Annotated in this window: 22 protein-coding genes and 2 pseudogenes; 7 read left to right on the top strand and 17 right to left on the bottom strand. The window is 70.6% G+C overall.

Annotated features, from left to right (window positions below):
* From moeB to ACO1BR_RS25875, 9 genes and pseudogenes are all read right to left on the bottom strand, one after another.
* Nucleotides 1-763, bottom strand: a 763-nt coding sequence (gene moeB / locus ACO1BR_RS25835) for a molybdopterin-synthase adenylyltransferase MoeB (protein WP_426797494.1), incomplete at its 3' end; no start/stop codon positions are given.
* Nucleotides 763-2,145 (bottom strand): aminotransferase class V-fold PLP-dependent enzyme, encoded by a 1,383-nt coding sequence (locus ACO1BR_RS25840; RefSeq protein ID WP_426797495.1) that lies wholly within the window; start codon nt 2,143-2,145, stop codon nt 763-765. The genes moeB and ACO1BR_RS25840, both read right to left, overlap by 1 nt.
* Complete coding sequence (locus tag ACO1BR_RS25845; protein WP_426797496.1) at nt 2,142-2,891, bottom strand: alanyl-tRNA editing protein; 750 nt, start codon at nt 2,889-2,891, stop codon at nt 2,142-2,144. The genes ACO1BR_RS25840 and ACO1BR_RS25845 overlap by 4 nt, the downstream gene beginning before the upstream one ends.
* Complete coding sequence (locus ACO1BR_RS25850) at nt 2,888-3,838, bottom strand: PLP-dependent cysteine synthase family protein (RefSeq protein WP_426797497.1); 951 nt, start codon at nt 3,836-3,838, stop codon at nt 2,888-2,890. Before ACO1BR_RS25850 ends, ACO1BR_RS25845 begins: the two co-directional genes overlap by 4 nt.
* Entirely contained in the window at nt 3,835-4,104 is a 270-nt protein-coding gene (locus tag ACO1BR_RS25855; RefSeq protein ID WP_426797498.1) for a MoaD/ThiS family protein, read from the bottom strand. Before ACO1BR_RS25855 ends, ACO1BR_RS25850 begins: the two co-directional genes overlap by 4 nt.
* 15 nt (nt 4,105-4,119) lie before the next feature.
* Nucleotides 4,120-4,623 (bottom strand): Mov34/MPN/PAD-1 family protein, encoded by a 504-nt coding sequence (locus ACO1BR_RS25860; RefSeq protein WP_426797499.1) that lies wholly within the window; start codon nt 4,621-4,623, stop codon nt 4,120-4,122.
* Nucleotides 4,620-5,615, bottom strand: coding sequence for a DMT family transporter (locus ACO1BR_RS25865; protein WP_426797500.1), 996 nt, complete (start codon nt 5,613-5,615; stop codon nt 4,620-4,622). The genes ACO1BR_RS25860 and ACO1BR_RS25865 overlap by 4 nt, the downstream gene beginning before the upstream one ends.
* Entirely contained in the window at nt 5,615-6,820 is a 1,206-nt protein-coding gene (locus tag ACO1BR_RS25870) for a serine O-acetyltransferase (RefSeq protein WP_426797501.1), read from the bottom strand. The genes ACO1BR_RS25865 and ACO1BR_RS25870 overlap by 1 nt, the downstream gene beginning before the upstream one ends.
* Nucleotides 6,821-6,935: 115 nt before the next feature.
* Nucleotides 6,936-7,567 (bottom strand): annotated as a pseudogene (locus ACO1BR_RS25875) (IS256 family transposase); the annotation flags it as partial.
* A 369-nt stretch (nt 7,568-7,936) separates the two neighbouring features.
* Between ACO1BR_RS25875 and ACO1BR_RS25880 the strand changes: the two are divergent.
* Entirely contained in the window at nt 7,937-8,800 is an 864-nt protein-coding gene (locus ACO1BR_RS25880) for an alpha/beta fold hydrolase (RefSeq protein ID WP_426797502.1), read from the top strand.
* Here ACO1BR_RS25880 and ACO1BR_RS25885 read toward each other — a convergent pair.
* The 3 genes and pseudogenes from ACO1BR_RS25885 to ACO1BR_RS25895 all read right to left on the bottom strand — a co-directional run.
* Nucleotides 8,795-9,418 (bottom strand): annotated as a pseudogene (locus ACO1BR_RS25885) (IS5 family transposase); the annotation flags it as partial. The gene ACO1BR_RS25880 and the pseudogene ACO1BR_RS25885 overlap by 6 nt on opposite strands.
* Nucleotides 9,419-9,695: 277 nt before the next feature.
* Nucleotides 9,696-10,322, bottom strand: a complete 627-nt coding sequence (locus ACO1BR_RS25890) for a hypothetical protein (RefSeq protein WP_426797503.1) — start codon at nt 10,320-10,322, stop codon at nt 9,696-9,698.
* A gap of 37 nt (nt 10,323-10,359) precedes the next feature.
* Entirely contained in the window at nt 10,360-11,736 is a 1,377-nt protein-coding gene (locus tag ACO1BR_RS25895; protein ID WP_426797504.1) for an alkaline phosphatase family protein, read from the bottom strand.
* 426 nt (nt 11,737-12,162) lie between these two features.
* Between ACO1BR_RS25895 and ACO1BR_RS25900 the strand changes: the two genes are divergently transcribed.
* Nucleotides 12,163-12,330: a hypothetical protein gene (locus tag ACO1BR_RS25900; RefSeq protein WP_426797505.1), complete on the top strand. Its 168-nt coding sequence runs from the start codon at nt 12,163-12,165 to the stop codon at nt 12,328-12,330.
* Nucleotides 12,331-12,345: 15 nt separating this feature from the next.
* On the opposite strand, the gene ACO1BR_RS25905 is transcribed toward ACO1BR_RS25900, so the two are convergent.
* Complete coding sequence (locus ACO1BR_RS25905; RefSeq protein ID WP_426797506.1) at nt 12,346-13,149, bottom strand: VOC family protein; 804 nt, start codon at nt 13,147-13,149, stop codon at nt 12,346-12,348.
* A 174-nt stretch (nt 13,150-13,323) separates the two neighbouring features.
* Complete coding sequence (locus ACO1BR_RS25910; RefSeq protein ID WP_426797507.1) at nt 13,324-14,472, bottom strand: acyl-CoA dehydrogenase family protein; 1,149 nt, start codon at nt 14,470-14,472, stop codon at nt 13,324-13,326.
* Nucleotides 14,473-14,775: 303 nt separating this feature from the next.
* On the opposite strand from ACO1BR_RS25910, the gene ACO1BR_RS25915 reads away from it, so the two are divergent.
* Together ACO1BR_RS25915 and ACO1BR_RS25920 are read left to right on the top strand one after the other, a co-directional pair.
* Nucleotides 14,776-16,383 (top strand): AMP-binding protein, encoded by a 1,608-nt coding sequence (locus tag ACO1BR_RS25915; RefSeq protein ID WP_426797508.1) that lies wholly within the window; start codon nt 14,776-14,778, stop codon nt 16,381-16,383.
* A 4-nt stretch (nt 16,384-16,387) separates the two neighbouring features.
* Nucleotides 16,388-17,269: a PaaX family transcriptional regulator gene (locus ACO1BR_RS25920; RefSeq protein ID WP_426797509.1), complete on the top strand. Its 882-nt coding sequence runs from the start codon at nt 16,388-16,390 to the stop codon at nt 17,267-17,269.
* A gap of 93 nt (nt 17,270-17,362) precedes the next feature.
* Here the strand turns inward: ACO1BR_RS25920 and ACO1BR_RS25925 are convergent, their stop codons facing one another.
* The gene (locus ACO1BR_RS25925) at nt 17,363-18,133 is read right to left on the bottom strand and encodes an HAD family hydrolase (protein ID WP_426797510.1); all 771 of its coding nucleotides are present in this window, start codon (nt 18,131-18,133) and stop codon (nt 17,363-17,365) included.
* Nucleotides 18,134-18,586: 453 nt separating this feature from the next.
* Between ACO1BR_RS25925 and ACO1BR_RS25930 the strand changes: the two genes are divergently transcribed.
* Complete coding sequence (locus ACO1BR_RS25930; protein WP_426797511.1) at nt 18,587-19,240, top strand: TetR family transcriptional regulator; 654 nt, start codon at nt 18,587-18,589, stop codon at nt 19,238-19,240.
* Nucleotides 19,241-19,291: 51 nt separating this feature from the next.
* Here the strand turns inward: ACO1BR_RS25930 and ACO1BR_RS25935 are convergent, their stop codons facing one another.
* Nucleotides 19,292-20,320, bottom strand: a complete 1,029-nt coding sequence (locus tag ACO1BR_RS25935) for an MDR family NADP-dependent oxidoreductase (protein WP_426797512.1) — start codon at nt 20,318-20,320, stop codon at nt 19,292-19,294.
* A 193-nt stretch (nt 20,321-20,513) separates the two neighbouring features.
* Between ACO1BR_RS25935 and ACO1BR_RS25940 the strand changes: the two genes are divergently transcribed.
* Nucleotides 20,514-21,131: a ScbR family autoregulator-binding transcription factor gene (locus ACO1BR_RS25940; RefSeq protein ID WP_426797513.1), complete on the top strand. Its 618-nt coding sequence runs from the start codon at nt 20,514-20,516 to the stop codon at nt 21,129-21,131.
* 143 nt (nt 21,132-21,274) lie between these two features.
* Nucleotides 21,275-22,255, top strand: coding sequence for a ScbA/BarX family gamma-butyrolactone biosynthesis protein (locus ACO1BR_RS25945; protein ID WP_426797514.1), 981 nt, complete (start codon nt 21,275-21,277; stop codon nt 22,253-22,255).
* 66 nt (nt 22,256-22,321) lie between these two features.
* Here ACO1BR_RS25945 and ACO1BR_RS25950 read toward each other — a convergent pair whose 3' ends face one another.
* The gene (locus ACO1BR_RS25950; protein ID WP_426797515.1) at nt 22,322-24,655 is read right to left on the bottom strand and encodes a bifunctional salicylyl-CoA 5-hydroxylase/oxidoreductase; all 2,334 of its coding nucleotides are present in this window, start codon (nt 24,653-24,655) and stop codon (nt 22,322-22,324) included.
* Nucleotide 24,656: the final 1 nt, after the last annotated feature.

A 24,656-nucleotide genomic window follows, 5' to 3' on the forward strand; every position in this document is an offset into this window, starting at 1 on the left:
TGGGGTCCTTGCGGACCTTGACCTGGCGGTACTGCATCTCCAGCGCGTCGTAGATCATCAGGCGGCCGACCAGCGGCTCGCCCGTGCCCGTGAGGACCTTGATCGCCTCGGTGACCTGGATGGAGCCGATCGACGCACACAGCACGCCGAGCACGCCGCCCTCGGCGCAGGACGGGACCATGCCGGGCGGCGGGGGCTCGGGGTAGAGGCAGCGGTAGCACGGGCCGTGCTCGCTCCAGAAGACGGATGCCTGACCGTCGAAGCGGTAGATCGAGCCCCAGACGTACGGCTTGTTGAGGAGCACGCACGCGTCGTTGACCAGGTAGCGGGTCGCGAAGTTGTCCGTGCCGTCGACGATCAGGTCGTACTGGCCGAAGATGTCCATCACGTTGTCGGCTTCGAGCCGCTCTTCGTGAAGGATCACGTTCACGTACGGGTTGATGCCGAGGACCGAGTCCTTCGCGGACTCCGCCTTGGAACGGCCGATGTCCGCCTGGCTGTGGATGATCTGGCGCTGCAGGTTCGACTCGTCGACCTCGTCGAACTCCACGATGCCCAGAGTGCCGACACCGGCCGCGGCCAGGTACATCAGCGCGGGCGAGCCCAGGCCACCGGCGCCGACACACAGCACCTTGGCGTTCTTCAGCCGCTTCTGCCCGTCCATCCCGACATCGGGAATGATCAGGTGGCGGGAGTACCTGCGGACCTCATCGACGGTGAGCTCCGGAGCGGGCTCGACCAGGGGTGGCAGCGACGTTGTCATCAGTTCTTTCCTCCGGTTCGGTCCGCCTCGCAAGGAGAGACGGCGGTGGCCCGGCCGGCCCACTGCGGCACCGGGCGTGGGTCGGGCACGGGCGTCCAGCGTCCGGAGACGGTCTCGTAGGTCCACTTCGGCCCGTGCGTCACCAGACCGTTCAGGGCGTCGAGGAGCCGGTCGATGTCCGCGAGGGTCGACGGAACGCCGAAACTCGCCCGGAGCGCGCCGCTGGGTGGAGCCCCGAGCCGTTCCAGGAGCGGATGAGCGCAGAACCTTCCGCTGCGGACGCCGATGCCGCACTCAGCTGCCAAGTACGCGGCGGCCAGGCCGGAGTCGAATCCGTCCACGACGAACGGCACGATTCCCACGGCGTCCTGCAGGTCCGGCCAGATGCTGAGGGTACGCACGCCGGGTATCGTCCGGAGGCCGTCCTCCAGCCGTACGCGCAGCGCCTGTTCGTGCCTCGCCCAGTGCTCGGGGTCGAGCTCGCCGAGTACCTCGCAGGCCCGGGCAAGTGCCGCGACGCCCAGCACGTTCGGGGTGCCTGCCTCGTGCCGTTCGGGTGCGGCGGCCCAGCTGGTGTGCTCGATGCCCACTTCGCGCACGGCACCGCCACCGCGCAAGTAGGGAGTGGCCGCGTCCAGCCAGTCGCGTGGACCGACCAGTGCTCCGGCGCCGTACGGGGCGTACAGCTTGTGCCCCGAGAAGGCGACGTAGTCCACGCCGGACGAAGCCAGGCTGAAGCGCCGATGCGGTACGACCTGGGCCCCGTCGACGACCACTCTGGCCCCGTGTTCGTGTGCGAGCCGCACAACCTCGGCAACGGGGACCACTTCGCCCGTGACGTTGGACGCGCCTGTGATCGCAAGCAGGTGAACCGGTGCCGACGTCAGTTCCCGTTCCAGCAGCCGGAGCGTCTGCGCCCAGGTCGGGGCGGCGCGGACAAGCCTGTGATCGCACATGGCCCACGGCAGCAGGTTGGCGTGGTGTTCGGTCTCCAGGGACACCACACGGGCTCCCCGAGGCAGGCAGTGGGCCAGCAGGTTGAGGGCGTCGGTGGTGTTGCGGGTGAAGACGACTGTGTCCGTCTCACGGGCGCCGGCGAACCGGGAGACGCCCATACGGGCCTGCTCGTAGAGCCCCGAGGTCACCGAGGAGGTATAGCCGGCCCCCCGGTGCACGCTCGCGTAGTACGGCAGGACCGTTGCGAGGTGGTCGGCCACCAGGGTCAGGGCAGGACTGCTCGCGGCATGGTCGAGGTTGACGTATCCGACATCACCCCCTGATACGACGGGGATTCGCAGGTCGGCGCCCACCGCCGCGAGCAGCGGCCGGTCGGGGGCCGCCAGAGCGCCGGCCGAACCGGCGACGACCGTGTTCGGGGTCATGCGCGCCCTTCCTCACGGTCGGACAGTTCGATACGGATGCGGCGCTTACCCGTGCCCTTGCTCTCGCACTTCTTCACCCGCAGACGGCCGATCTGCTTGGTGGAGCCGACGTGAGTCCCGCCGTCGGCCTGGACGTCGAGGCCCACGATGTCGACGACACGTACGTCCGTGATGTCAGGCGGCAGCAGGTTGGTGGCTGTCCGGATCAGGTCGGGGTTCTGGAAGGCCTCAGCGGCGGGCAGGGTCCGCACGTCAATCCGCCGGTCCTGCTCGATCTCCACAGCGCAGAGCTCTTCGATGTGTTCCTTGAAACCCGGCGCGAGCTCGGACAGTGTGAAGTCCATGCGGCCGACACCCGGGCCCATGTCGCAGCCGGTCACGAGTGCCCCGAAGTCGCGATAGACCACACCTGACAGCAGGTGCAGCGCGGAATGCGTGCGCATGAGCGCCGTGCGCCGCGGATTGTCGAGAGCACCGGTGACGACCGTGCCGATGGGAGGCAGGGGATCGTCTTCGGCCGGGATCAGGTAGAGCTCGTCCTGTTTGCGGGTGCCGACGATCGCGGTCTGCACTCCCTGCCACAACAGGACACCATGGTCCGGCGGCTGCCCACCACCGCCGGGGTAGAAGGCCGAGCGGTCCAGGACGATGCCGTCCACCGTCGCCGCGAGGACCACAGCCTGCCACTCCCGCAGATCCTGGTTCTCCAGCCACAGACCTTGCGTGCGGTGTACTTGCTTGGTCACGTCAGCTCCGAGAAGAGTTCCAGATAGTCGTGGCTGGTGTCGTAGGCGAAGGTCAACAGCGTCGCCGGTGCCGGGAGTTCGGCTGCCAGGCGCAGGGTGGCGGCGATGTTCGCTCCGGACGAGGGGCCGGCCGCGATGCCTTCCGTGCGCATCAGCCGCCTCATACCCTCGATGGCCTCGCGTTCGCTGACCGTCAGCATGTCGTCGACCACGTCCCGGTTCAGGACGGGCGGGATGTATCCCACCGACAGGCCCTGGACACGATGTCTGCGGAACTTCTCAGCGAACAGGTCGCAGCCTTCTGGCTGCACGCCATGGACCTTCAAGTCCGGCATGTGCTCCTTGAGCACTTCTCCCACCCCGGTGATGTGCCCGCCGGTACCGATGCCGGCCACGAGGTGGTCGACCGCGACCCCGTCGAGGTCGCGCAGGATTTCAGGGCCGGTGGCCTGGCGATGCACCTCGGGGTTGGCGGGGTTGGCACCTTGGTTGAGCAGGACCCAGTCGGGGTTTTCGAGCAACAGCTGGTTGGCGAGCTCGCCATGCGAGTTGTTGCCGCGGGTGCTGTCGGACAGCCGGATATCCGCGCCGAGTTCGGCGAGCAGCTGCTGCTTGGCGGGGCTGTAGTTGTCCGGGATGACCAGGACGACGCGGTAACCGAGTACGGCGGCCGCCATGCAGATGCCCATGCCGGTGTTACCACCGGTGGGCTCGATGATCGTCTGCCCGGACCCGCGGACGAGGATCCCCTGGTGTTCGGCCTCAAGAACCATGTTCATCGCGATGCGGGCCTTATGGCTGCCGCCCGGGTTGAGCTGTTCCAGTTTGATCAGAACGGTGCAGCCGGTGCCGGCCGCTAACCGGTCGAGCCGGATGAGCGGGGTATCCCCGATCGCGTCCAGTACGGACGACCTGATCCCTGTCCGTGCCGGGCTCAGAGAGGTCAACAACAGACACCTCCGGCGGTTGCGAGCAGCACCCGCAGTTCGTCGTCGGCGCCGATCTTGTCGTCGGCACTGACGCGTTCACCGCCGACGGACAGCAGTACGTGCCCCTTGGGCTTGCCGTTGGCGTGCACCAAGTGCTTGCCGAGCTCCGGGTGTTCGGCGCACAGCGCGGCCAGGACTTCGCCGACCGTCTCGCCACTCGCGTTCAGTGATGCGTCCACGCCGGCCGTATGGGCCAGGGTCTTCACCAGAATGACCGTCGCCATGATGATTTCTCGCTTTCAGCTCGTCGACTGAGTGGGATGGGGGTGCGGGGCGCGATGGGCCAGTTCGGTGAAGCCGCCCTCCAGGAAGGCGAAGAGTCGCGCCTCCCGCACGCCGGATTCATCGATGCCCACCACGAGTTGGAGCAAGTCCGGGTAGACGGGCTCCCCGCAGTGCAAGGCCCGTCTGGTGTCTTCCTCACTGAAGTAGGCGTGCCCGTTGGGATGAGAGTGATAGACCGCGAGTACGGGCCTCGGGGTGTCGAAGCTCCCATCCAGGAACAACGCGTCCTCAACGCTGAGGGCGTATCCCGTGGCCGAGGAACGCTCGAATGACTCGGGGTCGGCCGCATGCAGTTCGTCGATGACGTTCCGGGCCCTGCGCACGCCGTCGGCCAGGATGAACCCGCAGCACTCACGCGGGAATTCCCGGGCCGCATGGGCATAGATCTCCGCGAGATTCCCAGGTGAAAGGATGGTCGTGATCTCGGAACGCACGGCCTGTCCGGCGCGGGGGTTCACAACGCCACCTCCTGCTTCGGTGCGGCATCGGTTGCCTCCGCCGTGTCGCGCTTCTTGGTGAGAGCGAAGGAGCCGAGCATCGCCGCAGCCGATACCAGAGCCACCGGCCCGAGTTCGGAGTGCTCCAGAAGCGAGGAGACGAAGACTGCGATCACCGGGAAGAAGACGAAGACGAACGACAGTGACACCGGGTTCATGTGCTTGAGCAGGTAGAAGTAGGCCGCGAAGCCCACCACGGAGGCCACTACAGCCAGGTACACGACTCCCATCCAGGACTGTGCGGTAACGGCACCGAAGTCCGGATGTTCCACGGCGGCGCCCAAGCCGAGCAGCAGCACCCCGCCCATACCGATCGGCAGTACCTCCACGGTCAGCACGTTGATGTCTCCTGCGTGGCGGGCGAGCATCGCGTACGTGAAGGCGTGCAGCACGGCGGCGATGAGAACCGCCCCCGGCGCCAGCAGGTTTTCGGTGGAAAGGTCTCCGCCGGTGTCGAGAATGAGCACGACGAGGCACGCCAGACCAAGCAGGATTCCCAGCCACTGCCGCCCCGCCACCCGCGTTCCGGAGATGATGCGTGAGAACACCAGCAGAAAGACGGTCACGGAGGCGAAGAGAAGCGAGGCGAATCCTGAACTGATGTGCTGCTCACCGTAGTTGATGAGTGCGTACGGGACTGCGATGTAGACGACTGAGACGAAGGGGAAGAGCCAGCGTTTGCCCCGCGGGAACCTGAACGAGGCAGACGGGGACAGGGCCACCGCAATGGCGAGGAACGGGCACGCGATGACGAAGCGCAGGCCGGCGGCGGTGATCGGGGGAATACTCTCGACGCTCACCTTCATCCCGTACCAGGTGGTTCCCCATACGGCACAGACGAACAGGTAGATGGCAAGGAGGCGGATCCGTCGCGCCTTCCCTCCCCGTTGTCCGGTGGCGGATTCGGCCGGGAGGGGATCTCCCTGTCGCCGCGGGCGGGTGGTGACGTCCATCAGGACGGGCTCCAGTCAGTTCGCATGGAAGAGGAATCCAGATGACGCCACGTGACTTCCATCTGGGTGAGCAGAACGTGGTTTCCGTCGGGCATCGTGATGCGAAGCATCTCTCGCGAGGGCGCCTGCCTGCCGTGAAATCTGCAGTCGATACGACGACTTGCGCGCGAAAGGATGTCCACTTTCAGATATGAGACAGAAGTTCCCTGAGCGTCGATGAAATCAACCGTGGCACCATCAAGTCCAGAACCAAATATCTGAAACTTCCCCGGCCCGTCAGGTATTACCCCAAGGATGACACACCTTGCCCCTGCGGACCTGACTTGGCATTGATTCACTATCCTGACCCGCGACCCCTCAGGCACATCACTCACTATCAGTGCATGCGGGCTTATGTGACTGCCCGACCCCACGGTTACGGGCCCTAGGATTCGAGCGAAAGCTCCCACCTGCACTCGATTGCCCAGCGTGGGGTGGCGCTTGTCAGTGGGGTTCCCCGCAATGCCCGACGCACCAAGGATCACTCCTTGCAGCACGTAGCAGTCGTCGCCGATGACCGATGTCTCTCCGATCACGGCTCCCACGGCATGGTCGAGCACAAACCTCCGCCCGATCCGTGCGGCCGGGTGGACCTCCACCCCGGTCGTGACCTTGGCACGCTCCGATAACGACCTGGCCAAGGTACGCAGTTCCACCGAGCTCGACAGTCCTTGCGGGCGTTCCGCAGAGCGGTAGACGGCATGTGCGAGGCGGTACGACAGTGTGGCTCGGTACGCGGCATAGCTTCCCAGCACATAGCGCCACGACCCCCGGCTGGCCGGATCGAGCACCGTGAGCTCATTGAGGTCTTCGACCGCCAGGGAAGCGACCAGGCCCAATCCGTCAGCCAAGATCCGGTCAAATTGAGCCGGCCGTACGTATGGCAGGAGCAGAGATTTCAGTTCAGCAAGTACGGCAGCGCGACAAGAAGGCTCCGCATCGTCCGTATTGCGAACGAACTGTCGCGCCGGAAAACCGACGTCTGATCCGTTCGAGAGACTGGACCGTTGCAGCACAATGCCTTCAATACCGCTCACTTCAAGCCCCCCGTGACGAATGGCTTTGATCAAATCACTCGCCGCCCAGCCGAAGCAACCCCCAACCTGGAGATCGGGATCACTTCTCGCGATTCTCATCACCGACTGCAGCGAATTCTTATAGATCACTCAAGGGGCCCTAATAGGTGGTCAGCTATTGAACTACTGACCTCGATTCGTCAGCGGTGATGCCGCCGTGAGGTGATCGGTTCACTCCGGTTTGCGCCTTTGGCGTGAGCTCGGGGCGACATCGCTGGTGGGCGGCGCCGAGCATCACCTTGCGGATCGCGGCGACCAGTCGCTGTGGTGGTCGGCGATGACCAGACGCACTCCGGCCAGGCCGCGGGAGCGGAGTGAGCGCAGGAACTCGGCCCAGAATGCCTCGGTCTCGTTGTCGCCGACCCTCACACCCAGGACCTGGCGGTTGCTGTCCTCGGTGATGCCGGTGTCGATGACCACGCCCTGCGAGATGATCTGGTGGTTGACACGGACCTTGCAGTAGGTGGCATCGAGGCAGATGTAGCGGAAGCGGGTGTGGCCCAGGGGCCGGTCGCGCAAGATGGTCAGCTGTGCGTCCAAGTCACCGCAGATCCGGGAGACTTCGCTCTTGGAGATCCCCCTGTCCCCGCCCGGCGCCTTGACCGGCTCGTCGACCGAGCGGGTGGAAACACCCAGGACGTATGCCTCCATGATGACGGCGTAAAGCGCCTGGTCGATGCGGCGGCGACGCTCCAGCAGGCTCGGGAAGAAGGCTCCGGTGCGGACCTTGGGGATGGCCAGGTCCAGATCGCCGGCCTGTGTGTTCAGCAGCTTCTCCCGGCGCCCGATACGCCAGGTCGTGCGCGTGTCGGTGTGCTCGCCCGGCTCGGCATGGATTGCCCGCAAACCTGGCTGTGGCGGGAAGGGTCTCCGCGCCATAGCGGTGATGGGAAGGCACGTCCGTCGAAGCCGAGGCGGTGCGGGGGTGGGTGGCGAAGTGCTCAGGTGGAAGGGCTCGTTCGGGTAGTGCGGATGATCTTTCACTGAGTAGTGTGAATCATCGGATAGTGGGCAGCCGTGCGCACGCTGCCCTCGTGACTCCGCGCTCGACCGCTGACGCTTGCCATGCACGAAGACGTCTCTGCGGCTGGATGGTGCGCCTCAGGACGACGTCTCGTTCCTCGGCCGCGAGGTGGTTCGCGGCGTCGGGAAGAGCGACGCGCGTGCCGCCGACGCCGCAGAGGACCAGAAAGTGAGTGTAGACAGATGCAACCGACGTTCGTACTGGTTCACGGAGCTTTCGCGAACTCCTTCTCCTTCGCACCACTCCAGGCCGAACTCGGCCTCCTCGGACACCGTTCGGTCGCCATCGATCTTCCGGGGCACGGGTTCGCCGCGACGTACCCACGGGCCTATCAGGCGCCGCAGGATCTCGGAGGGCTCGCCACCGCGCCCGGGGCCATCAAGGGCGTCACGCTCGCCGACAACGCCGCGCACCTCATAGGGATACTGGAGCGGGCCAAGCGGAACGGGCCCGTCATCCTCGTCTCACACAGCCGCGGCGGCATGACGGCCACCGTCGCAGCCAACCAGCGGCCCGACCTGATCGACCGCATCGTCTATGTCTCCGCCTGGTGCCCCGTCGACCTCGACGTCAGCGCCTACTATGCCGAGCCCGAGATGGCCACGGTCGACGCCGCAGGGCTGGCATCGGCGATGGTCGGGAACCCTGCCGAGCTCGGGCTTCTGCGCTCCAACTTCCGCACCGCCAACCGCGGCGTCCTCGCGGCCTTCAAGGCGGCTTTCCTCGCCGACGGGACGGACGAGGAGTTCATGGTTCTCCTCAACACCTTCCAGCCCGACGAGAACCTCGACGCCGGCACACCCGATGACCGGGCGCAGCCCGACAGCTGGGGGCAGATCCCCAAGACGTACGTCCGGCTGGCCGAGGACACCAGCGTGCCGCTCGCCATGCAGGACCGGATGATTCGCGAGGGCGATGCGCTGACGCCGGAGAACCCCTACGACGTCCGCACGCTCACCAGCAGCCACCTGAAGTGGCTGGTCGACCCGGCACCGGCGGCCCGGGTTCTGGGGGAAATCGCCGCGCTCTTGCCTGCCGAATCATGATCGGAGCCAGATGAGGAGAGCGGCGGCGGTGACAGTGCCGAGGTAGACGTGCCCTCGCTTGTCCTATCGGGTAGCGACGGCTCTGAACTGCTTGAGCTTGCCGATGGCTCTCTCCACCGTGTTGCGATCCTTGTACCGGTCCTTGTCGAAGCCCGGAGGCCGTCCGCCGCGTGAACCCCGTCGCAGGCGGGCGGCTTTGTGGTCCTTCTTCTCCGGGATGACGTGTCGGATGCCACGCTTGCGGAGGTAGGTGCGGATCTTGCGGTTGCCGTACGCCTTGTCGGCGCCCACGCTGTCCGGAGTGCGGCGGGGACGCCCGAGCCCTGTGCGGGGAACGCGGATCTTGTCCATCGCCGGCTCGAACTGGGTGCAGTCCGCCTGCTGCCCCGGCGTGATGAGCAGCGACAACGGGCGGCAGCAGCCCTCTGCGGCAACGTGGATCTCGGTCGTCAGCCCGCCGCGAGAGCGGCCGAGGGCCTCACCCGGCGGTCCACCTCCTCCAGCGGGTGCCGCAGGGTGATGTGCGCGCAGACGAACTGGGCTTTGCAGTGCCCCTTTTGAGGAACTGGGTGGGTCGGGTGGCGCATTCTTGCGTGCGCCGGCGAAGTGCTGGTGGGCCGATCGCATCGACCCTGGATCCTGGATCTCGATCCGCCGCGGTGGGCGAAATCCTCCCTCGGCGGTTGCAGGCGGTCGTCCACGGCATGCCAACCCCTGGATCGCCTCGCCGCTGTTGTCCACGACAACGGCCGGCGCCACCGTCACGCCGAAGTCATGGCGCACCGGGCCCCGCCCGGTGCGCCCTGCCGCGTCTCCGCCAGGGCGAGGCCGGACAGGCCACGGCCACGGCCCGCCCCGAAGGTGCGCAGGCGCGCAGGGCATCTGCCCCGGCTGATCAGTCGAGTTCGATGGTGAAGTCCCAGACGGCGATGGTCCTGCCGTCGTGACGCCAGGTGAGTTCGGCCGCGCCCGCCTTGTAGGTGCCGGTCAGGGACAGGGTCGTGGTCTGCCCGGGGCGGGCGGTGACGGTCGCGGGGCCGTGGGCGGACAGGGGGATGGAGCTGCCGTTCTCGTCGCGGGAGGTGAAGTCGGCGGCGTCGAGGGTGAGGGGGCCGGTGGCTTCGCGGACGGTTACGGCGATCGTGCCGGTGGCGTGGTCGGGGACACCGCCGGGCTTGGCGATCGGGTTCTGTGTCGGGCCGCCGGCGGTGACCACCGCGTTCACGCCGGGCAGTTGGGCGTGCACGGAGTAGCCCATGGCCAGCAGTTGCAGGTGCTTCTCACTGGCGGTGGGGGTGGCCTGTGCGGTCGGGGGGCCGGGGATGGGGACGGCGCCCAGGTTCTTGACGGTGTCGGCCGCGTCGTCGGTCGCCTTCGGCGCGGAGTGCCCACCGCATCCGGTCAGGGCCAGGGCGAGGGCGGTGCAGGCGAGCGTGGCCAGGGGGGTCTTGGGGTGGGTGCGCCACGCGCCGGGGCGGCGGTTGCCGGCCCGGCGTGGTGCCGCGGTACGCGCAGCGGTCATCGGCGGCAGGTCTTTCCCTTCCGGTCTGCTGCCCGGGTCAGGGCTTCTTGGTGACGGGGTGCTCGGGGTCGTTGATGCGGGCCACGGCCGGGTAGACGGTGCTGCCCGAGGGCGCCGGGGCCAGGGCCTTGCCGGAGGGGTTGTTGTAGACGTCCGCACCGAACGGGCGCAGGCCGTCGGCAGCCGCGTAACCCAGGTGTCCGTGGCCGTCGGTGCCCCCGCTGCGGACGCCGAAGAGGTCCTCCATGCTGCGCAGCCACGAGTAGTGGTTGTAGGGCTGCTGGCTGACGGACCCCGGCTTGATGTAGCGGGAGAGGAACACGGCGCCGGTGATGCCGCCGCCCGGGGTGGTGTCCTGTCCGAACGCCTGGAAGCCGGGCTGGGCGGTGTTCGGGCCGGGCAGCTCGCTGCAGCACGCCACGACCGACTGGGCAGTGTCGGTCGGGGTGTTCAGCGTCTTGTCCGAGTTGCCGTTGTAGTCGGCGATGGAGTTGCCGTACATCTTGTAGGGCGGGAACGCCTCGTCGAAGATGACCTGGATCATGCCGTCGTGCTGGTACGCCGGGGAGGCCATGATCTGGGGGATGACCTTCTGAAGGAACGTGTCCGAGGCGTACAGGCCGCCCTGGTGGTTGTTCGGGTCACCGGAGAGGTTGTCGCCCTTGCAGGTGGCGTCGTGCGCGTCGGAGCAGTTGTTGGGACTGATCCACGAGAAGCGCGGCGTGGTCCTCTCGCTCTTGAGGTCCTGCGCCAGGCCGGAGACGGCCCGGTGCCCGGCCGTCGCGGCGAGGCCGCCCAGGGGCGCGACCTTGGCGCAGTCCTTGGGGTTGTCGATCAGCGAGTGGAACCAGGGCACCGGGTTGTGCTTGGGCACGTACTGGTCCGCCGCGGTCGCGCCGCCCGGGTCCGGCACACCGTTGCCCGCGGGGCTGCCGGGGATGCCGCACTGGTAGGCGTTCTCGCGGGTGGGGGTGTTGCCCATGTCCTGGGCGTACACCTTCCACGGGACCTTTTCCGTGTCGAGCTGGTTGAAGAGGGTCTTGACCGAGGACGGGTACACGCAGCCCGTCTTGGCGTTGACCTGGCCGTCGGCGGCCGAGGTGCCCGGGGAGACGTTCTTGTACTGCGGGCAGTCGTTCTGGTTGTCCGGCGCCGGGGACTGTCCGGACACCAGGCTGATGTAGTTGTCCAGGCTGTAGTGGCCGGTGCCGTAGTACTGGGTGAGCAACTCGCCGTAGGACGGGAGCGTCTTCCACAGGTAGCTGTTCTGGTTGAGGCCGGTGAAGGTGGCCTCGTACGACTTGTTCTCCAGGATGATCGTCCAGACGTGGCCGATCTTGTGGGCCGTGGGGTGGTGCTCCTCACCGGCCGATGCCGAGCCCGGCACCAGCGTGATCGCGGCTATCGTGCCCACGACCGCTGTCCCCGCCGCAAGACGCCACTGTCTGCGCCCGCGTATGAACCCTGCCATGTCGCTCCCTCACAGAAGGCAACGCGCGGCGAAGACCTCCCCCGCCGCCCGAGGCACTGTGTACCCACAGCCGACACACATCTCGACGCCACACCCAACTCCCGGTGGTGCGCTGGTGAACAGTGGCGGTACGCAGCGCTGTCCGATCGTCAAAGAGCGGCAGGACGCGGTGGATTCGAGCCGTAACGCCTCGGCATCCGCCCGTCGTCTGGCGGCCCTGCGCCCATCCGGCGTAACCCACCGGGCTGCGCGATTCCGATCTCCGCTGCGGCCCGTCCGACATGCAGGTGTTTCGCCAGAAGGGCAAAGTACTGTAACCGGCGCAGTTCCACAGCCTTCTCCCCCGTCAGATCCGCCATCGGCCGCAGCATGTTCCCGCCGAACCACGACGCCCTGCTGCCCCTGGCCGTCAGCCTCCTCGGCCTCCCGGCCGCCTTCCGCATGCGGGAGACCTACGGCGTACCCCTGCGGCACGAGGCGGCGGCAACGCCTGAAAGCACCCGGGTGCGCCGTGCGGCCGCTGACCGCGGCATCTGATCCGCCCCACCACCGTCATCCGCGCGGCACCTCCGGGGCGAGGACGACGAACTCCGCACCGGCGGGGTCCGTGCAGACGGCCATCCGGCCGACTCCCTCGGCGGTGTGCGGGCCCATGTGCACGGCGCCGCCGTGGTCCTTGACCAGGGTGGCCGTGGCGTCGCAGTCGGCGGAGCCGAACACCGGGTGCCAGTACGGTGTGCCGCCGTCCCGGAACATCTCCGGGACCTCCATCAGACCGCCGTGCATCCGCTCCTCGCCACAGCTGGCGGGCGTGAGGAGGGTGTAGGTGCCTCCCTGGCCGCCGGGGAGCGGCACGTCCTGGGCGGACCAGCCGAGGACGCTGCCGTAGAAGCTACGGGCGGCGGCCCCGTCGGTGGTGTACAGCTCGGTCCAGCTCAACTCGCCGGGGCCGTCCGCCGCCTCGAAGCCCGGATACGCCGCGGGCTGCCAGACGGCGAACCGCGCGCCCTGCGGGTCGGTGAACAGAGCGTAGTGCCCGTCACCGGCGCCGACCGCGGTGGGCGGGGTGTGGACCTCGCCGCCCGCCTGCCGGACCGCCTCGGCGGTGGCCGCCGCGTCAGGGGTGTGGAAGTAGACCGTCCAGGCCGGGCGGGCGCCCGCCTCCGGGAGCGGACCGACCGCGGCGACGGCCTTCCCGCCGAGCCGGAAGAGGGTGTACCCGCCCTCCTCCTGGTCGCCGTAGGCCGCGGCCTCCCAGCCGAAGACCGCGCCGTAGAAGGCGGTCGCGGCGCGGACGTCGGGCGCGCCCAGATCGAGCCAGCACGGCGAGCCGGGGACGAAGTCAGTAGTGATCATGGTGATCGCCTTTCGCGGGTGCTCGGATGTCGGATGCTCGGATGCGCCGCGGAAACGCTCCCCGGCGCAGGCTGATCTCTCCGTGCCTTCAGCCTGACACCCACCACTGACAATCGCCCGCCGGCGGGCAACTGGCCCCCGGCCGAACCCCGTTCACCCCCGGTACGGCGCGGGTCACGCCCGTACCGCCGGGTGGGCCGTGCGGTACAGCTCCTTCGCGATGATCGAGCGCTGGACCTCCGTGGCGCCCTCGTAGATGCGCGGGGCGCGCACCTCCCGGTAGAGGTGCTCCAGCAGATGGCCGCGGCGCAGCGCCCGCGCGCCGTGGATCTGGACGGCCGCGTCGACGACGTACTGCGCGGTCTCGGTCGCCAGCAGTTTGGCCATCGCCGAGCGGCGCGCGATGTCGGGGGCTCCGATGTCGTACGCCGACGCGGCGGCGTAGACCAGGAGGCGGGCGGCCTCGACGCGGGTGGCCATCTCGGCGAGCTGGTGGCCGACGGACTGGAGGTCGCGGAGCGGTCCGCCGAACGCGGTGCGCGCGCCGGCGTGCGCCAGCGCCGCGTCCAGCGCGGCCTGCGCCATGCCGACCGCGAACGCGCCCACGCTCGGCCGGAAGAGGTTCAGGGTGCGCATCGCGACACCGAACCCGCCGCCCACCTCGCCGAGCACGTCCGCCCCGGTCACCGGGACCCCGTCGAAGACCAGCGTGCCGATGGGGTGCGGGCTGAGCATGTCCAGGTGCTCGCCCGTCAGGCCGGGCCGGTCGGCGGGGACCAGGAAGGCGGTGATGCCGCGGGCGCCGGGTGCGCCCCCGGTACGGGCGAAGACGGTGGCGAAGTCGGCCTCGGGGGCGTTGGAGATCCAGCACTTCTCGCCGGTCAGCCGCCAGCCGCCGGCGCCGTCGGGGGCCGCGGCCAGGGCCAGTGCGGCGGCGTCCGAGCCGGCGCCCGGCTCGCTCAGCGCGAAGGCGGCGACCGCCCGTCCCGCGGTGACCTCCGGCAGCCAGCGGGCGCGCTGGGCGGCGGTGCCGGACTGCACGATCGGATAGGCCCCCAGCCCCTGGAGCGCCAGCGCGGTCTCCGCCTCCGTGCACTCCTGGGCGAGGGACTCCCGCAGCAGGCACAGGTCCAGGGCGCGCAGGTCCCCGCCGGCGGGGAAGAGGTGGCGCAGCAGGCCCAGTTCACCGAGCGCGGCGACCAGCGGACGGTTCACGCGGCCCGGCTTCCCCTCCTCCGCCAGCGGGCGCAGCCGTTCGGCGGTGTCGGCGCGCAGCCGGGCGCACCATTCCTGTTCGTCCGGTCCCAGCGCGAATGCGGTCACGAGCGGCTCCCCTGGTAGCGGTACCGGTGGCGGCGGTCGGTCCGATCGTCGTCGACGGCGATGCCGGCGCGCGGCCGGACGCCGCGGACGGTTATCGCGATCTGTTGACTGCCGTCACGAACACGTTACGCTGACGACCGATCCGTACGGCAGTCCCCGACCCGTCCCCGCCCGCCATCCGTCCGGCGGGACCGGCCCCGGAAGCGGCCCAGGCACGGCCGTACCGGCCCGCTCCCCGCCCCCTCTCCTCCACCCCTCTCCCGGCCGCCCGTCGGCCACCCGGCCCAAGGGGGCGCACCCCGCATGGAGCTACGGACCTCGGCCCACACCGACACCTTCGCGCGCGACCGGCTGCCCCCGCCCGAGCAGTGGCCGCACCTGACCGACCTGGGCTATCCCGACCGGCTGAACTGCGGTGCGGAGCTGCTCGACGGCACCATCGCGCGGCTGGGCCCGGACCGGCCCGCGGTCCGCGACGCGACCGGCGCCGTGTGGTCGTACGGGCAGCTGCGCGATCAGGTCGACGCGATCGCGCACGCGCTCAGCGGCCCGCTGGGCGTCCGGCCGGGCAACAGGGTGCTGCTGCGCGGGCCGACCACGCCCTGGCTGGCCGCCTGCTGGCTCGCGGTGATGAAGGCGGGCGCGGTGGCGGTGACCGTCCTGGCGGCGCAGCGGCCGGACGAGCTGGCCACCATCTGCCGGATCGCGCACATCGGCCATGCGCTGTGCGACGCCCGGTCGGTGGGCGACCTGGTGCGGGCGCAGGCGCCGGGGCTGCGGATCACCGAGTTCGGCGGGGACGGTCCGGGCGATCTGCGGCGGCTGGCGCGACCGGGCGGCGCCCCGTACGAGGCGGTGGCCACCGCCGCCGACGACGTCGCGCTGATCGCCTTCACCTCGGGCACCACCGGCCGCCCCAAGGGGTGCATGCACTTCCACCGCGATGTGCTCGCCGTCGCGGACACCTTCTCCGCCCAGGTGCTGCGACCGGAGCCTGACGACGTGTTCGCCGGCAGCCCGCCACTCGGCTTCACCTTCGGCCTCGGCGGACTGGTGGTCTTCCCGCTACGGGCCGGCGCCTCGGCCTATCTGGCGGACTGGGGCGGGCCGGAGCGGCTGCTCGGAGACATCGCCGAACACCGGATCTCGGTCCTGTTCACCGCACCCACCGCCTACCGCGCGATGCTGCCCGCACTCGGCGGGCGCGACCTCTCGTCGCTGCGCCGGTGCGTGTCGGCGGGCGAGAACCTGCCCGCCGCCACCTGGCAGTCCTGGTACGACGCGACGGGCCTGCGGATCATCAACGGGATCGGCGCCACCGAACTGCTGCACATCTTCCTGTCCGCCGCCGACGACGCGATCCGGCCGGGGACGACGGGGCTGCCGGTGCCGGGCTTCGAGGCCCGCGTGGTGGGCACCGACGGCGTGCCGCTGCCGGACGGCGAACCGGGACTGCTCGCCGTCCGGGGGCCGACCGGCTGCCGCTACCTGGCCGACGACCGGCAGACGGAGTACGTACGGGACGGCTGGAACCTCACCGGCGACACCTATGTCCGGGAGGGCGACGGCTACTTCCGCTATGTGGCCCGCGCGGACGACATGATCGTCTCGGCCGGGTACAACATCGCGGGCCCCGAGGTGGAGGACGCGCTGCTGCGGCACCCGGACGTCACCGAGGCGGCCGTGGTCGGGCGGCCCGACGAGGAGCGCGGCCAGGTCGCCGTCGCCCATGTCGTGCTGCGCGCCGGCGTCGCCTCCGGGGGCGAGACGGTCGACGCGCTGCGGGCGTTCGTCAAGGGCCGTATCGCGCCCTACAAATGCCCGCGCGTCTTCGTCTTCCACACGGCGCTGCCGCGCACCCCCACCGGCAAGCTCCAGCGCTTCCGGCTGCGCGAAGCCGATCTAGAGTGACCCGGTGAGCGACCAGCAAGCCCAGCAACCCCAGCACACCCCACGGTCCCTGATCGTCACGTTCTACGGCGCCTACGGGCGCGGCGGCCCGGACCATCCCGGCGGCGTGCCCGGACCGGTGCCGGTGGCGGCGCTGATCCGGCTCCTCGGGGCGCTAGGGGTGGATCCGCCGTCGGTGCGCTCCGCCGTCTCCCGGCTCAAGCGCCGGGGGCTGCTCGTCGCGGAGCGCACCGCCGCCGGCGCCGCCGCCTACGGACTCTCCGACGCCGCCCGGCAGCTGCTGGAGGACGGTGACCGGCGGATATTCGGCCGGCCGGCCGCCCGGCTGTCCGACGGCTGGGTGCTGGCCGTGTTCTCCGTCCCCGAGGAGGAGCGGCACAAGCGGCACCTGCTGCGCTCCCGGCTGTCCCGGCTGGGCTTCGGCACCGCGGCGCCCGGCGTGTGGATCGCCCCGGCGCATCTGTACGAGGAGACCCGGCACACCCTGGAGCGGTTGGAACTCGGCCCGTACGTCGACCTGTTCACCGGTACCCACGCCGGTTTCGCGCCCACCGCGCAGGCCGTCGCGCGCTGGTGGGACCTGGACGCCATCGCCGCACGGCACCGCGCGTTCCTCGCGGAGCACGAGCCGGTGCTGGCGCACTGGGCACGGCGCCGGTCGGTTCCCCCCGAAGCGGCCTACCGCGACTACCTGCTGGCGCTGGACGCCTGGCGCCGCCTCCCGTACGCCGACCCCGGTCTGCCCTCTCCCCTCCTCCCGGAGGACTGGCCGGGCGGCCGGGCGGCCGAGGTGTTCGGCCGGCTGGACGCCAAGTTGCGGGTGGCGGGCGCCCGTTACGCGCGTGAGGCGACGGCCGGGCCCCACCGCACCCGGGGAGCCGTCTGACCGGCTCGCCCTCGTACGCCCGTACGCCGTCGCCTCTCCTGCCCGCGGCCGGTGTCCCCCTCGGCCGCGCGCCCGCCCCCCGTCCCCGTCGTGTCAGCGTCGCCGCTGCTGCGCCCCTACCGTGACGGCGGCCGTCGGCCGCGGCCGGGCGGCGGCGATCACCGAGACCACGTCCTTGAAGGAACTGCACATGCGCGTCCCGGCGACCGCGGCGAGTTCACCGAACGTCCCGTTGCCGTAGGTCACCGCCACCGGCTCCATGCGCGCGGTGACCGCCATCCGCATGTCCCCCACGGTGTCCCCGACATACGCGCTCTGCCAGGCCGGGACCCCCAGCCGGCCGGCCGCGCGCAGCACCATCTCCGGGTGCGGTTTGCCGCGCCGGACCATGTCCTGCCCGATGACCGGGCCGACCAGGTCGCGGATGCCCATGACGTCCAGCAGGGCCTCGGCGCCGCGGGTCGTCTTCGACGTGGCGACGGCGAGTTCGACGCCGTGGGCGCGCAGCGCGGACAGCCCGGCCGTCACTCCGGGGAAGAGAAGCTGCGGCCCCTGGCACAGGACCTCGTACGCGAACAGCTCGCGGTAGCGGGAGATGGCGGCCTGCACCCGGCCGTCCTCCTCGGGCCGGCCCAGCAGCCGACCGAAGGCGGCGCCCGGGGGCTTGCCGATGGCGGCCGCCGCCTGCCGGGCGGTGACCGAACAGCCCTGTTCCGAGGCCACCTTGACGAGCAGTTTGCTGATCGCGGGGAGGGTGTTGGCGAGGGTGCCGTCGAGGTCGAAGACGGCGGCTCTGATGGTCTCGGCGCCGGCGCTCCGCGCGCCTCTGACAGGACGTTCGCCGACTTCCATTGATACGCGCATGGGGTGGAGACCTTTCCGGGTTCCGATGGGTGCGGGGGCTCGGGGGGACGTTGCTGGCACAGCTGGTCGGGCGGCCAGCGGTCGACGACCGGTGCAGGCAGAGGCGGTCTCGCCACGGCGCACCGCTGTCCAAGGGCGGTACGCGGCCGTCGGGGCGGCGGCATCGGAAGGGATCGTCCCGTTTACCGCCTTCGGAGATTTAAAAACCGCCTGCGCTGTTTGTCAATGCGCCTTTGTCACACCCTGACGGGTCGACAACACCCCACGGCCGGCGCCACACTGGTTACCCGCGGGTCTCCCCCCGCCACCGGAGCCGGATCATCGGGCGACCGACGGCTTCGCGACAGCGCCGGGCAGTTCCGGCCAATTACCCCGAGCATACCGAACCGCATGGTTGGTTTTCTATGTAGACTGCAAGGAGGTTGCAGTCGTACGAGAGACGGGACGGACACCGTGCCCACGCAGCATCGCGCCATCCAGAGTCGCCAGGCGCTCATCCGCTCGGCCGCAGAGACCTTCCTGGAAAAGGGAGTGCCCGCCGCGGGCATGGTCGAGATCAGCCGGCGGGCCCGGCTGAGCAAGGGAGCGCTCTACTTCCACTTCACGTCCAAAGACGACCTGACCCTCGCGGTGCGGGACGCCGCGCTGGCCACCCTGCAGGAGATCGAGGACGGCTTCCTCCGCTCCCCGAAGCCACTCTCCTTCGCCGTACGGGACTTCGCCGCCGAGCTGTTCGGCCGGGTGCAGTCGGACGCGGTGCTGCGCGCCGGACTGCGGCTGCGGCCGGAGACCGCGCCGGGCCTGGAGATCCACCCCCTGGAGCAGCGGTGGTACGCGCTCTTCCTCGACAAGGCGGTGACCTGCGGCACCGGCGGGCCGGTCGGCACCGCGGACGGCCCGGCCGGCCCGCGCCACTCGGACGCCGAACCGCGGCGCACCGCCCAGCTGCTGACGTCGATGGTGGTGGGACTTCTGCACCTGGGCGCCGCGGACCGGACGTGGTGGGACCAGGAGGCCGTCACCGGCCTGTGGGCGCTGCTGCCGGGCGCACCGGGCCGGGTCGCGGCCGGCTGCATCCCGGCGCCGGCGCAGGCCGCGGCCGGCTGACCCGCCCGGCCCGCCGCGACCGGACGGGCCCGCGCCGAGTCCGCGCCGGGCTCACAACTCGACGAGTACGGCCCCGATATGGCGCCCCTGCACGAGTTCGCACAGCGCCCGCGGCGCCTGCTCGATCCCCTTCAGCAGGGTGTGCGGGAAGACGAGGGAGCCGTCCCGCAGGCCCTGGCCGAACTCCCTGGTCCACTCCTCGGGCAGGTCGGGATGCGCGTACAGCCCGAAGCCGCGCAGCGCCACCCGGCGGGTGATGATCAGCCCCGCGTCCAGTTCGACCGGGGCGGCCACGCCACCGCCCTCGCCCAGCTGGCTGGAGAGCGCGCCGACGAGCACGAACCGGGCGTCCGGGCGGGCCACCGCGAGCGCCGCGGCGAGCTGCTCGCCGCCCACGGTGTCCAGCAGGACGTCGATCCCGTCCGGGGCCGCCCGGCGCAGCTGCTCCTCGATGGGACCTGCGCCGCGCACGATCGTGTCGTCGTACCCCAACTCGGCCCGCAGCACGGACGCCTTGCGCTCGGAGCCGGTGCTGCCCACCACCCGCCGTGCCCCCAGCCGCCGCGCCAGCTGCCCGGCCAGGCTGCCCACGCCGCCGGCGGCGCCGCTGACGAACACGGTGTCGCCCGGCCCTACCCCGGCCGCCCGGCGCAGCGCGCCCCAGGCGGTCGCCCCCTGGGAGAGGTGCGCGGCCAAAGAGGGCAGCGCGTCCGGGGCGAGGCGCCTTAGCCTGCCTTCCTCCACCACCGCAAACTCCCGCCATCCGTAAGGGTGATGGACCAGTTCGCCGGGGGTGAAGCCGCCGCCGGGGGCCGCCACGACCTCGCCGACCGCGGAGCCCCACAGCGCCTCGCCCGGGACGAACGACGGCATCGGCAGCCGCGCGCCGGTCATCTGCGTCCGCATCGCCGCGGTCACCGCCATCACCCGGGTGCGTACCAGCACCTGCCCGGGTGCCGGCTGCGGCACCGGGGCTTCGACCAGGGTGAAGTGACGCTCCGTCAGCTCATGGCCCGGGTGGGCGGCGAGCCGCACCTCCCGGTGCGTGGCGGGCACATCGGACGGGACGGGGACGGGCATCGGGCAGCTCCTTGAACGCGCGCGGTGCCGCATGACACCGCTCCGCCCGGGTGCGACCCGCTGCCGTGGCGGCGGGTCGGCGTGTGAATACCGCATGGTTGGCTTCTTTATGATGCGGAAATAGACTGCGCCGCCACGGCAGCGGGTCGCACTCAGGCACAACAACTCCAAGAAAGCATACGGAGGATGATCGGTGGTCAAGCAGGCACGCGCAGTGCGCACCCGGCGCGCCGTCCTCGAAGCCGCGGCCCATGTCATCGGCACTCGTGGATACCAGGCCGCCACGATGGCCGAGATCATCCAGCGGGCCGGGGTCACCAAGGGCGCGGTCTACTTCCACTTCCACTCGAAGGATGCACTCGCCCGCGCGGTCATCCGGGAGCAGACCGAACCGTTCGTGCCGCAGGTGAGCGAGTCCCGGCTGCAGGACGCCATCGACTTCACGCACCAGGTGGCGCTGGCGCTGCGCAGCGATCCGTTGCTGCAGGCCGGGACCCGGATCGCGGTCGAGACGACCTTCAGCGAGGATCCGCTGGTCCCCTATCAGGCGTGGACCGACATCATCACCACGATGTTCAGCGAAGCCCGGGACAACGGGGAGTTACTGCCCGCCGTGGCGCCGGAGCGGGCCGCCGAGTTCTTCGTCTCCGCCTATATGGGCGTGCAGTTGTTCTCGCGGGCCGCCACCAACCGCGCCGACCTTCCGGAGCGGGTCACGATGCTCTGGAAGCACACCCTGCCGGGTCTCGCCTCGCCGGGGGCGCTGAGTCATCTGGACCCGCAGGGCCGCTCCGTGAAGATCGCCGTCTGACCGACCGCACCTCGTCGCCCTGACGGGGTAATGGTCCACTCGGCACTGGAAAACAAACCACATGGTTCGTATCTTGGTGCCCCGGGCCGGAGACCGGACTCGGTCCGTCAGGGCGCTGAGCGCCGCCCACAGAAAGGGGCCCCATGGCCAGCGCCACCCTCACCTCGTTCGCGCCCGATCAGCTCCGCGTCGGCACCCACGGACGGTTCGCCGACGGGAACCGACCGCGGGCCCTGACCATGACCGTGCCCCGCGAGTACGTCCATCGCGCCGCCGTCTCCGAGGTGTTCCTGACGGACTGGCGGCGCGGCGGCCCCGACAGCTGGCTGGTGAGCGCCCAGTGGCCGCGGGCGCACAGCTTCTACCGGCCGGTGAACGGCCTGCACGACCCGCTGCTGCTGATCGAGACCGTGCGGCAGGCGGGGATATTACTGAGCCACGTCGCGCACGGCGTGCCGCTGGACCACCCGATCATCTGGCGCAGGGTCCGCTACGACCTCTCGCCGACGGCGCTGCGCGCCACGGACGCGCCGGCCGACGTGGAGCTGCACATCACCGACCGCGACGTGGTGCGGCACGGAAAACAGCTGGCCCGCGTCCGCCAGGAGTTCCGCATCGTGTGCGACGGCAGCGACCTGGCCTCCGCGGTGCTCGACTACTCCTGCCACAGCCCGGCCGTCTACCGCCGGCTGCGCGGCGACTACGGCGATCTGGCGCTGGCCAACTCCCTGAAGCTGCCGGTGCCGGAGCCGGTCGCCCCGGATCTGGTGGGCCGGGACCGCACCGGTGACGTGGTGCTCTCCCCCGCCGACGGTCCGGGCCGCTGGCAGCTGCGGGTGGACACCTCGCATCCGGTGCTGTTCGACCATCCCGTGGACCACGCGCCCGGCATGCTGATGATCGAGGCCGTCCGGCAGGCCGCGCTGGCGCTGACGCCCGGCGGGGCGCTGCCGGTCGCGCTGGAGTGCTCCTTCGAGCGGTACGCGGAGATGGACGCGCCCTGCTGGGTGGCCGCCCGGACCGCCGGGCGCTCCGGCGGCGGCTGCCGGGAGGTCGAGGTCGGCATGGAGCAGCACGGCCGGCGGGTGCTCGCCGCCAAGGTCGGCAGCCTGCCGATGCCCTGAGAGCCTCCCTCCCGGCACCGCGCCGCCCTCCAACGGCCCCGCCTCCCGCTGCTTGCGGCCTCCCCGTCAGTGCAGCGTGAGGCGGGGCTTCGGCGCGTCGGTGCGGCCGGTGGGCGGGGTGCGGCTGCCGGCCTGGTAGGGCGGCGGCCAGGGGGCGCCCGGCCCCGTGTAGCCCTGGTCGGCGGCGGCGTGCAGGGTCCAGTGCGGGTCGTAGAGATGCGGGCGGGCCAGGGCGCACAGGTCCGCGCGCCCGGCCAGCACCAGGGAGTTGACGTCGTCCCAGGAGGAGATGGCGCCGACCGCGATGACGGGGATGCCGAGGCTGTTGCGGATGCGGTCGGCGAACGGCGTCTGGTACGAGCGGCCGAAGTCGGGGCGCTCGTCGGGTACGACCTGTCCGGTGGAGACGTCGATGGCGTCGGCGCCGTGTTCGGCGAAGGCGCCCGCGATGGCCACCGCGTCCTCGGCGGTGGTGCCGCCGTCGGCCCAGTCGGTGGCGGAGATGCGGACCGTCATGGGCCGGTCGTCCGGCCACTGTTCGCGGACCGCGTCGAAGACTTCGAGGGGGAAGCGGAGCCGGCCTGCCAGGGAACCTCCGTACGCGTCGGTGCGTTGGTTGGTCAGCGGCGAGAGGAACCCGGAGAGGAGGTAGCCGTGGGCGCAGTGGAGTTCGAGGAGGTCGAATCCGGCGCGCGCGGCAGCGGCGGCGGAGCGGGCGAACCGGTCGCGCACGGCGGTGAGTTCGGCGGTGGTCAGGGCGTGCGGGATCTGGTTGACGCCGGGGCGGTAGGGCAGTGCGGAGGGGGCGACGAGCGGCCAGTTGCCGTCGGGGAGCGGCTGGTCGATGCCGTCCCACATCCGCCGGGTGGAGCCCTTGCGCCCGGAGTGGCCGAGCTGCACGCCGATGGCGGTGCCGGGGGCCGAGGTGTGGACGAAGTCGGTGATCCGGCGCCAGGCCGTCTCGTGGGCGGGGGTGTAGAGGCAGGTGCAGGCCGGGGTGATCCGCCCTTCGGGGCTGACGCACACCATTTCCGTCATGACGAGTCCGGCGCCGCCGAGTGCGCGGGCGCCGAGGTGGACGAGGTGGAAGTCGCCGGGGGTGCCCTCGCCGTCTGCGGAGTACATGTCCATCGGGGAGACCACGACCCGGTTGCGCAGGGTCAGTCCGCGCAGCCGGAAGGGGGTGAACATGGGCGGTGTCCCGGTGGGGATATCCGCCTCCTTCGTCACCGCGTCGACGAACTCCCGGTCGCGCAGCCGCAGATTGCCGTGGGTGACCCGGCGGCTGCGGGTGAGGAGGTTGAAGGCGAACTGGTGCGGCGGCTGGCCCGTGTAGGTGGCCAGGTCCTCGAACCACGCGAGGCTGGCGCGAGCGGCGCGCTGGGTGGAGGCGACGACGGGGCGGCGCTCGGCCTCGTAGGCGGTGAGCGCGTCCGGCACGGTGGCGTGCTCCTGGAGGCAGGCGGCGAGGGCGAGGGCGTCCTCGACGGCGAGTTTGGTGCCGGAGCCGATGGAGAAGTGCGCGGTGTGCGCGGCGTCGCCGAGGAGGACGATCCGGCCGTGCGACCAGCGCTCGTTGACGACGGTGCGGAAGGCGGTCCAGCAGGAGTTGTTGGACCGCAGCGGGCGGCCGCCCAGCGCGCCGGCGAAGAGCGCCGCGCACCATTCGGCCGAGGCGCGCTCCTCATAGGCGTCCAGGCCGGCGGCCCGCCAGACCTCTTCGCGCATCTCGACGATGACGGTGCTGGCGCCGCCGGCGGGCTCCGCGGAGCCGGCGCCGGGTCGCGGGCGGGCGTACGGATAGCCGTGCAGCTGGGCGATGCCGTGGCCGGTTTCGGCGATCTCGAAGCGGAACGCGTCCAGCGCGAAGTCGGCGGACAGCCAGATGTAGCGGCAGCGGTGAGTGGTCAGCCGCGGGCGGAAGACGTCGGCGTGGGCGGTGCGGGTGGTGCTGTGCACGCCGTCGGCGGCGATCACCAGGTCGTGGTCGCGGGCGAGTTCGGCGGCCGGCGGTGCCTCGGTGCGGAAGACGGTGCGCACACCGAGCGAGCGGCAGCGTTCCTGGAGGACGGCGAGCAGCCGGCGCCGGCCGAGCGCGGCGAAACCGTGGCCGCCTGAGGTCAGGGTGCGGCCGTTGTGCACGGTGTCGATGTCGTCCCAGCGGACGAACTCCGCTTGCAGGGCGCGGTAGACGACCGGGTCGGCGTGCTCGATGCCGCCGAGGGTCTCGTCGGAGAGGACGACACCGAAGCCGAAGGTGTCGTCGGGGGCGTTGCGTTCCCAGACGGTGATCTCGCGAGCCGGGTCGAGGCGTTTGAGCAGCGCCGCCGCGTAGAGCCCGCCGGGTCCGCCGCCGAGGACGGCGACCTTCAGCGGCCGGCCGTCCCGCGCCGCGGACATC

Source organism: Streptomyces sp. YGL11-2 (assembly GCF_050054615.1).
Lineage (GTDB): Bacteria > Actinomycetota > Actinomycetes > Streptomycetales > Streptomycetaceae > Streptomyces.

What these genes read in the sequence shown, in the direction of transcription:
- ACO1BR_RS25935 (WP_426797512.1), bottom strand. Translation starts at nt 20,320, where the DNA reads ATGCCCGTCCCCGTCCCGTCCGATGTGCCCGCCACGCACCGGGAGGTG.
- ACO1BR_RS25855 (WP_426797498.1), bottom strand. Translation starts at nt 4,104, where the DNA reads ATGGCGACGGTCATTCTGGTGAAGACCCTGGCCCATACGGCCGGCGTG.
- ACO1BR_RS25880 (WP_426797502.1), top strand. Translation starts at nt 7,937, where the DNA reads ATGCAACCGACGTTCGTACTGGTTCACGGAGCTTTCGCGAACTCCTTC.
- ACO1BR_RS25890 (WP_426797503.1), bottom strand. Translation starts at nt 10,322, where the DNA reads ATGACCGCTGCGCGTACCGCGGCACCACGCCGGGCCGGCAACCGCCGC.
- ACO1BR_RS25945 (WP_426797514.1), top strand. Translation starts at nt 21,275, where the DNA reads ATGGCCAGCGCCACCCTCACCTCGTTCGCGCCCGATCAGCTCCGCGTC.
- ACO1BR_RS25905 (WP_426797506.1), bottom strand. Translation starts at nt 13,149, where the DNA reads ATGATCACTACTGACTTCGTCCCCGGCTCGCCGTGCTGGCTCGATCTG.
- ACO1BR_RS25865 (WP_426797500.1), bottom strand. Translation starts at nt 5,615, where the DNA reads ATGGACGTCACCACCCGCCCGCGGCGACAGGGAGATCCCCTCCCGGCC.
- ACO1BR_RS25900 (WP_426797505.1), top strand. Translation starts at nt 12,163, where the DNA reads ATGTTCCCGCCGAACCACGACGCCCTGCTGCCCCTGGCCGTCAGCCTC.
- ACO1BR_RS25915 (WP_426797508.1), top strand. Translation starts at nt 14,776, where the DNA reads ATGGAGCTACGGACCTCGGCCCACACCGACACCTTCGCGCGCGACCGG.
- ACO1BR_RS25925 (WP_426797510.1), bottom strand. Translation starts at nt 18,133, where the DNA reads ATGCGCGTATCAATGGAAGTCGGCGAACGTCCTGTCAGAGGCGCGCGG.
- ACO1BR_RS25840 (WP_426797495.1), bottom strand. Translation starts at nt 2,145, where the DNA reads ATGACCCCGAACACGGTCGTCGCCGGTTCGGCCGGCGCTCTGGCGGCC.
- ACO1BR_RS25950 (WP_426797515.1), bottom strand. Translation starts at nt 24,655, where the DNA reads ATGTCCGCGGCGCGGGACGGCCGGCCGCTGAAGGTCGCCGTCCTCGGC.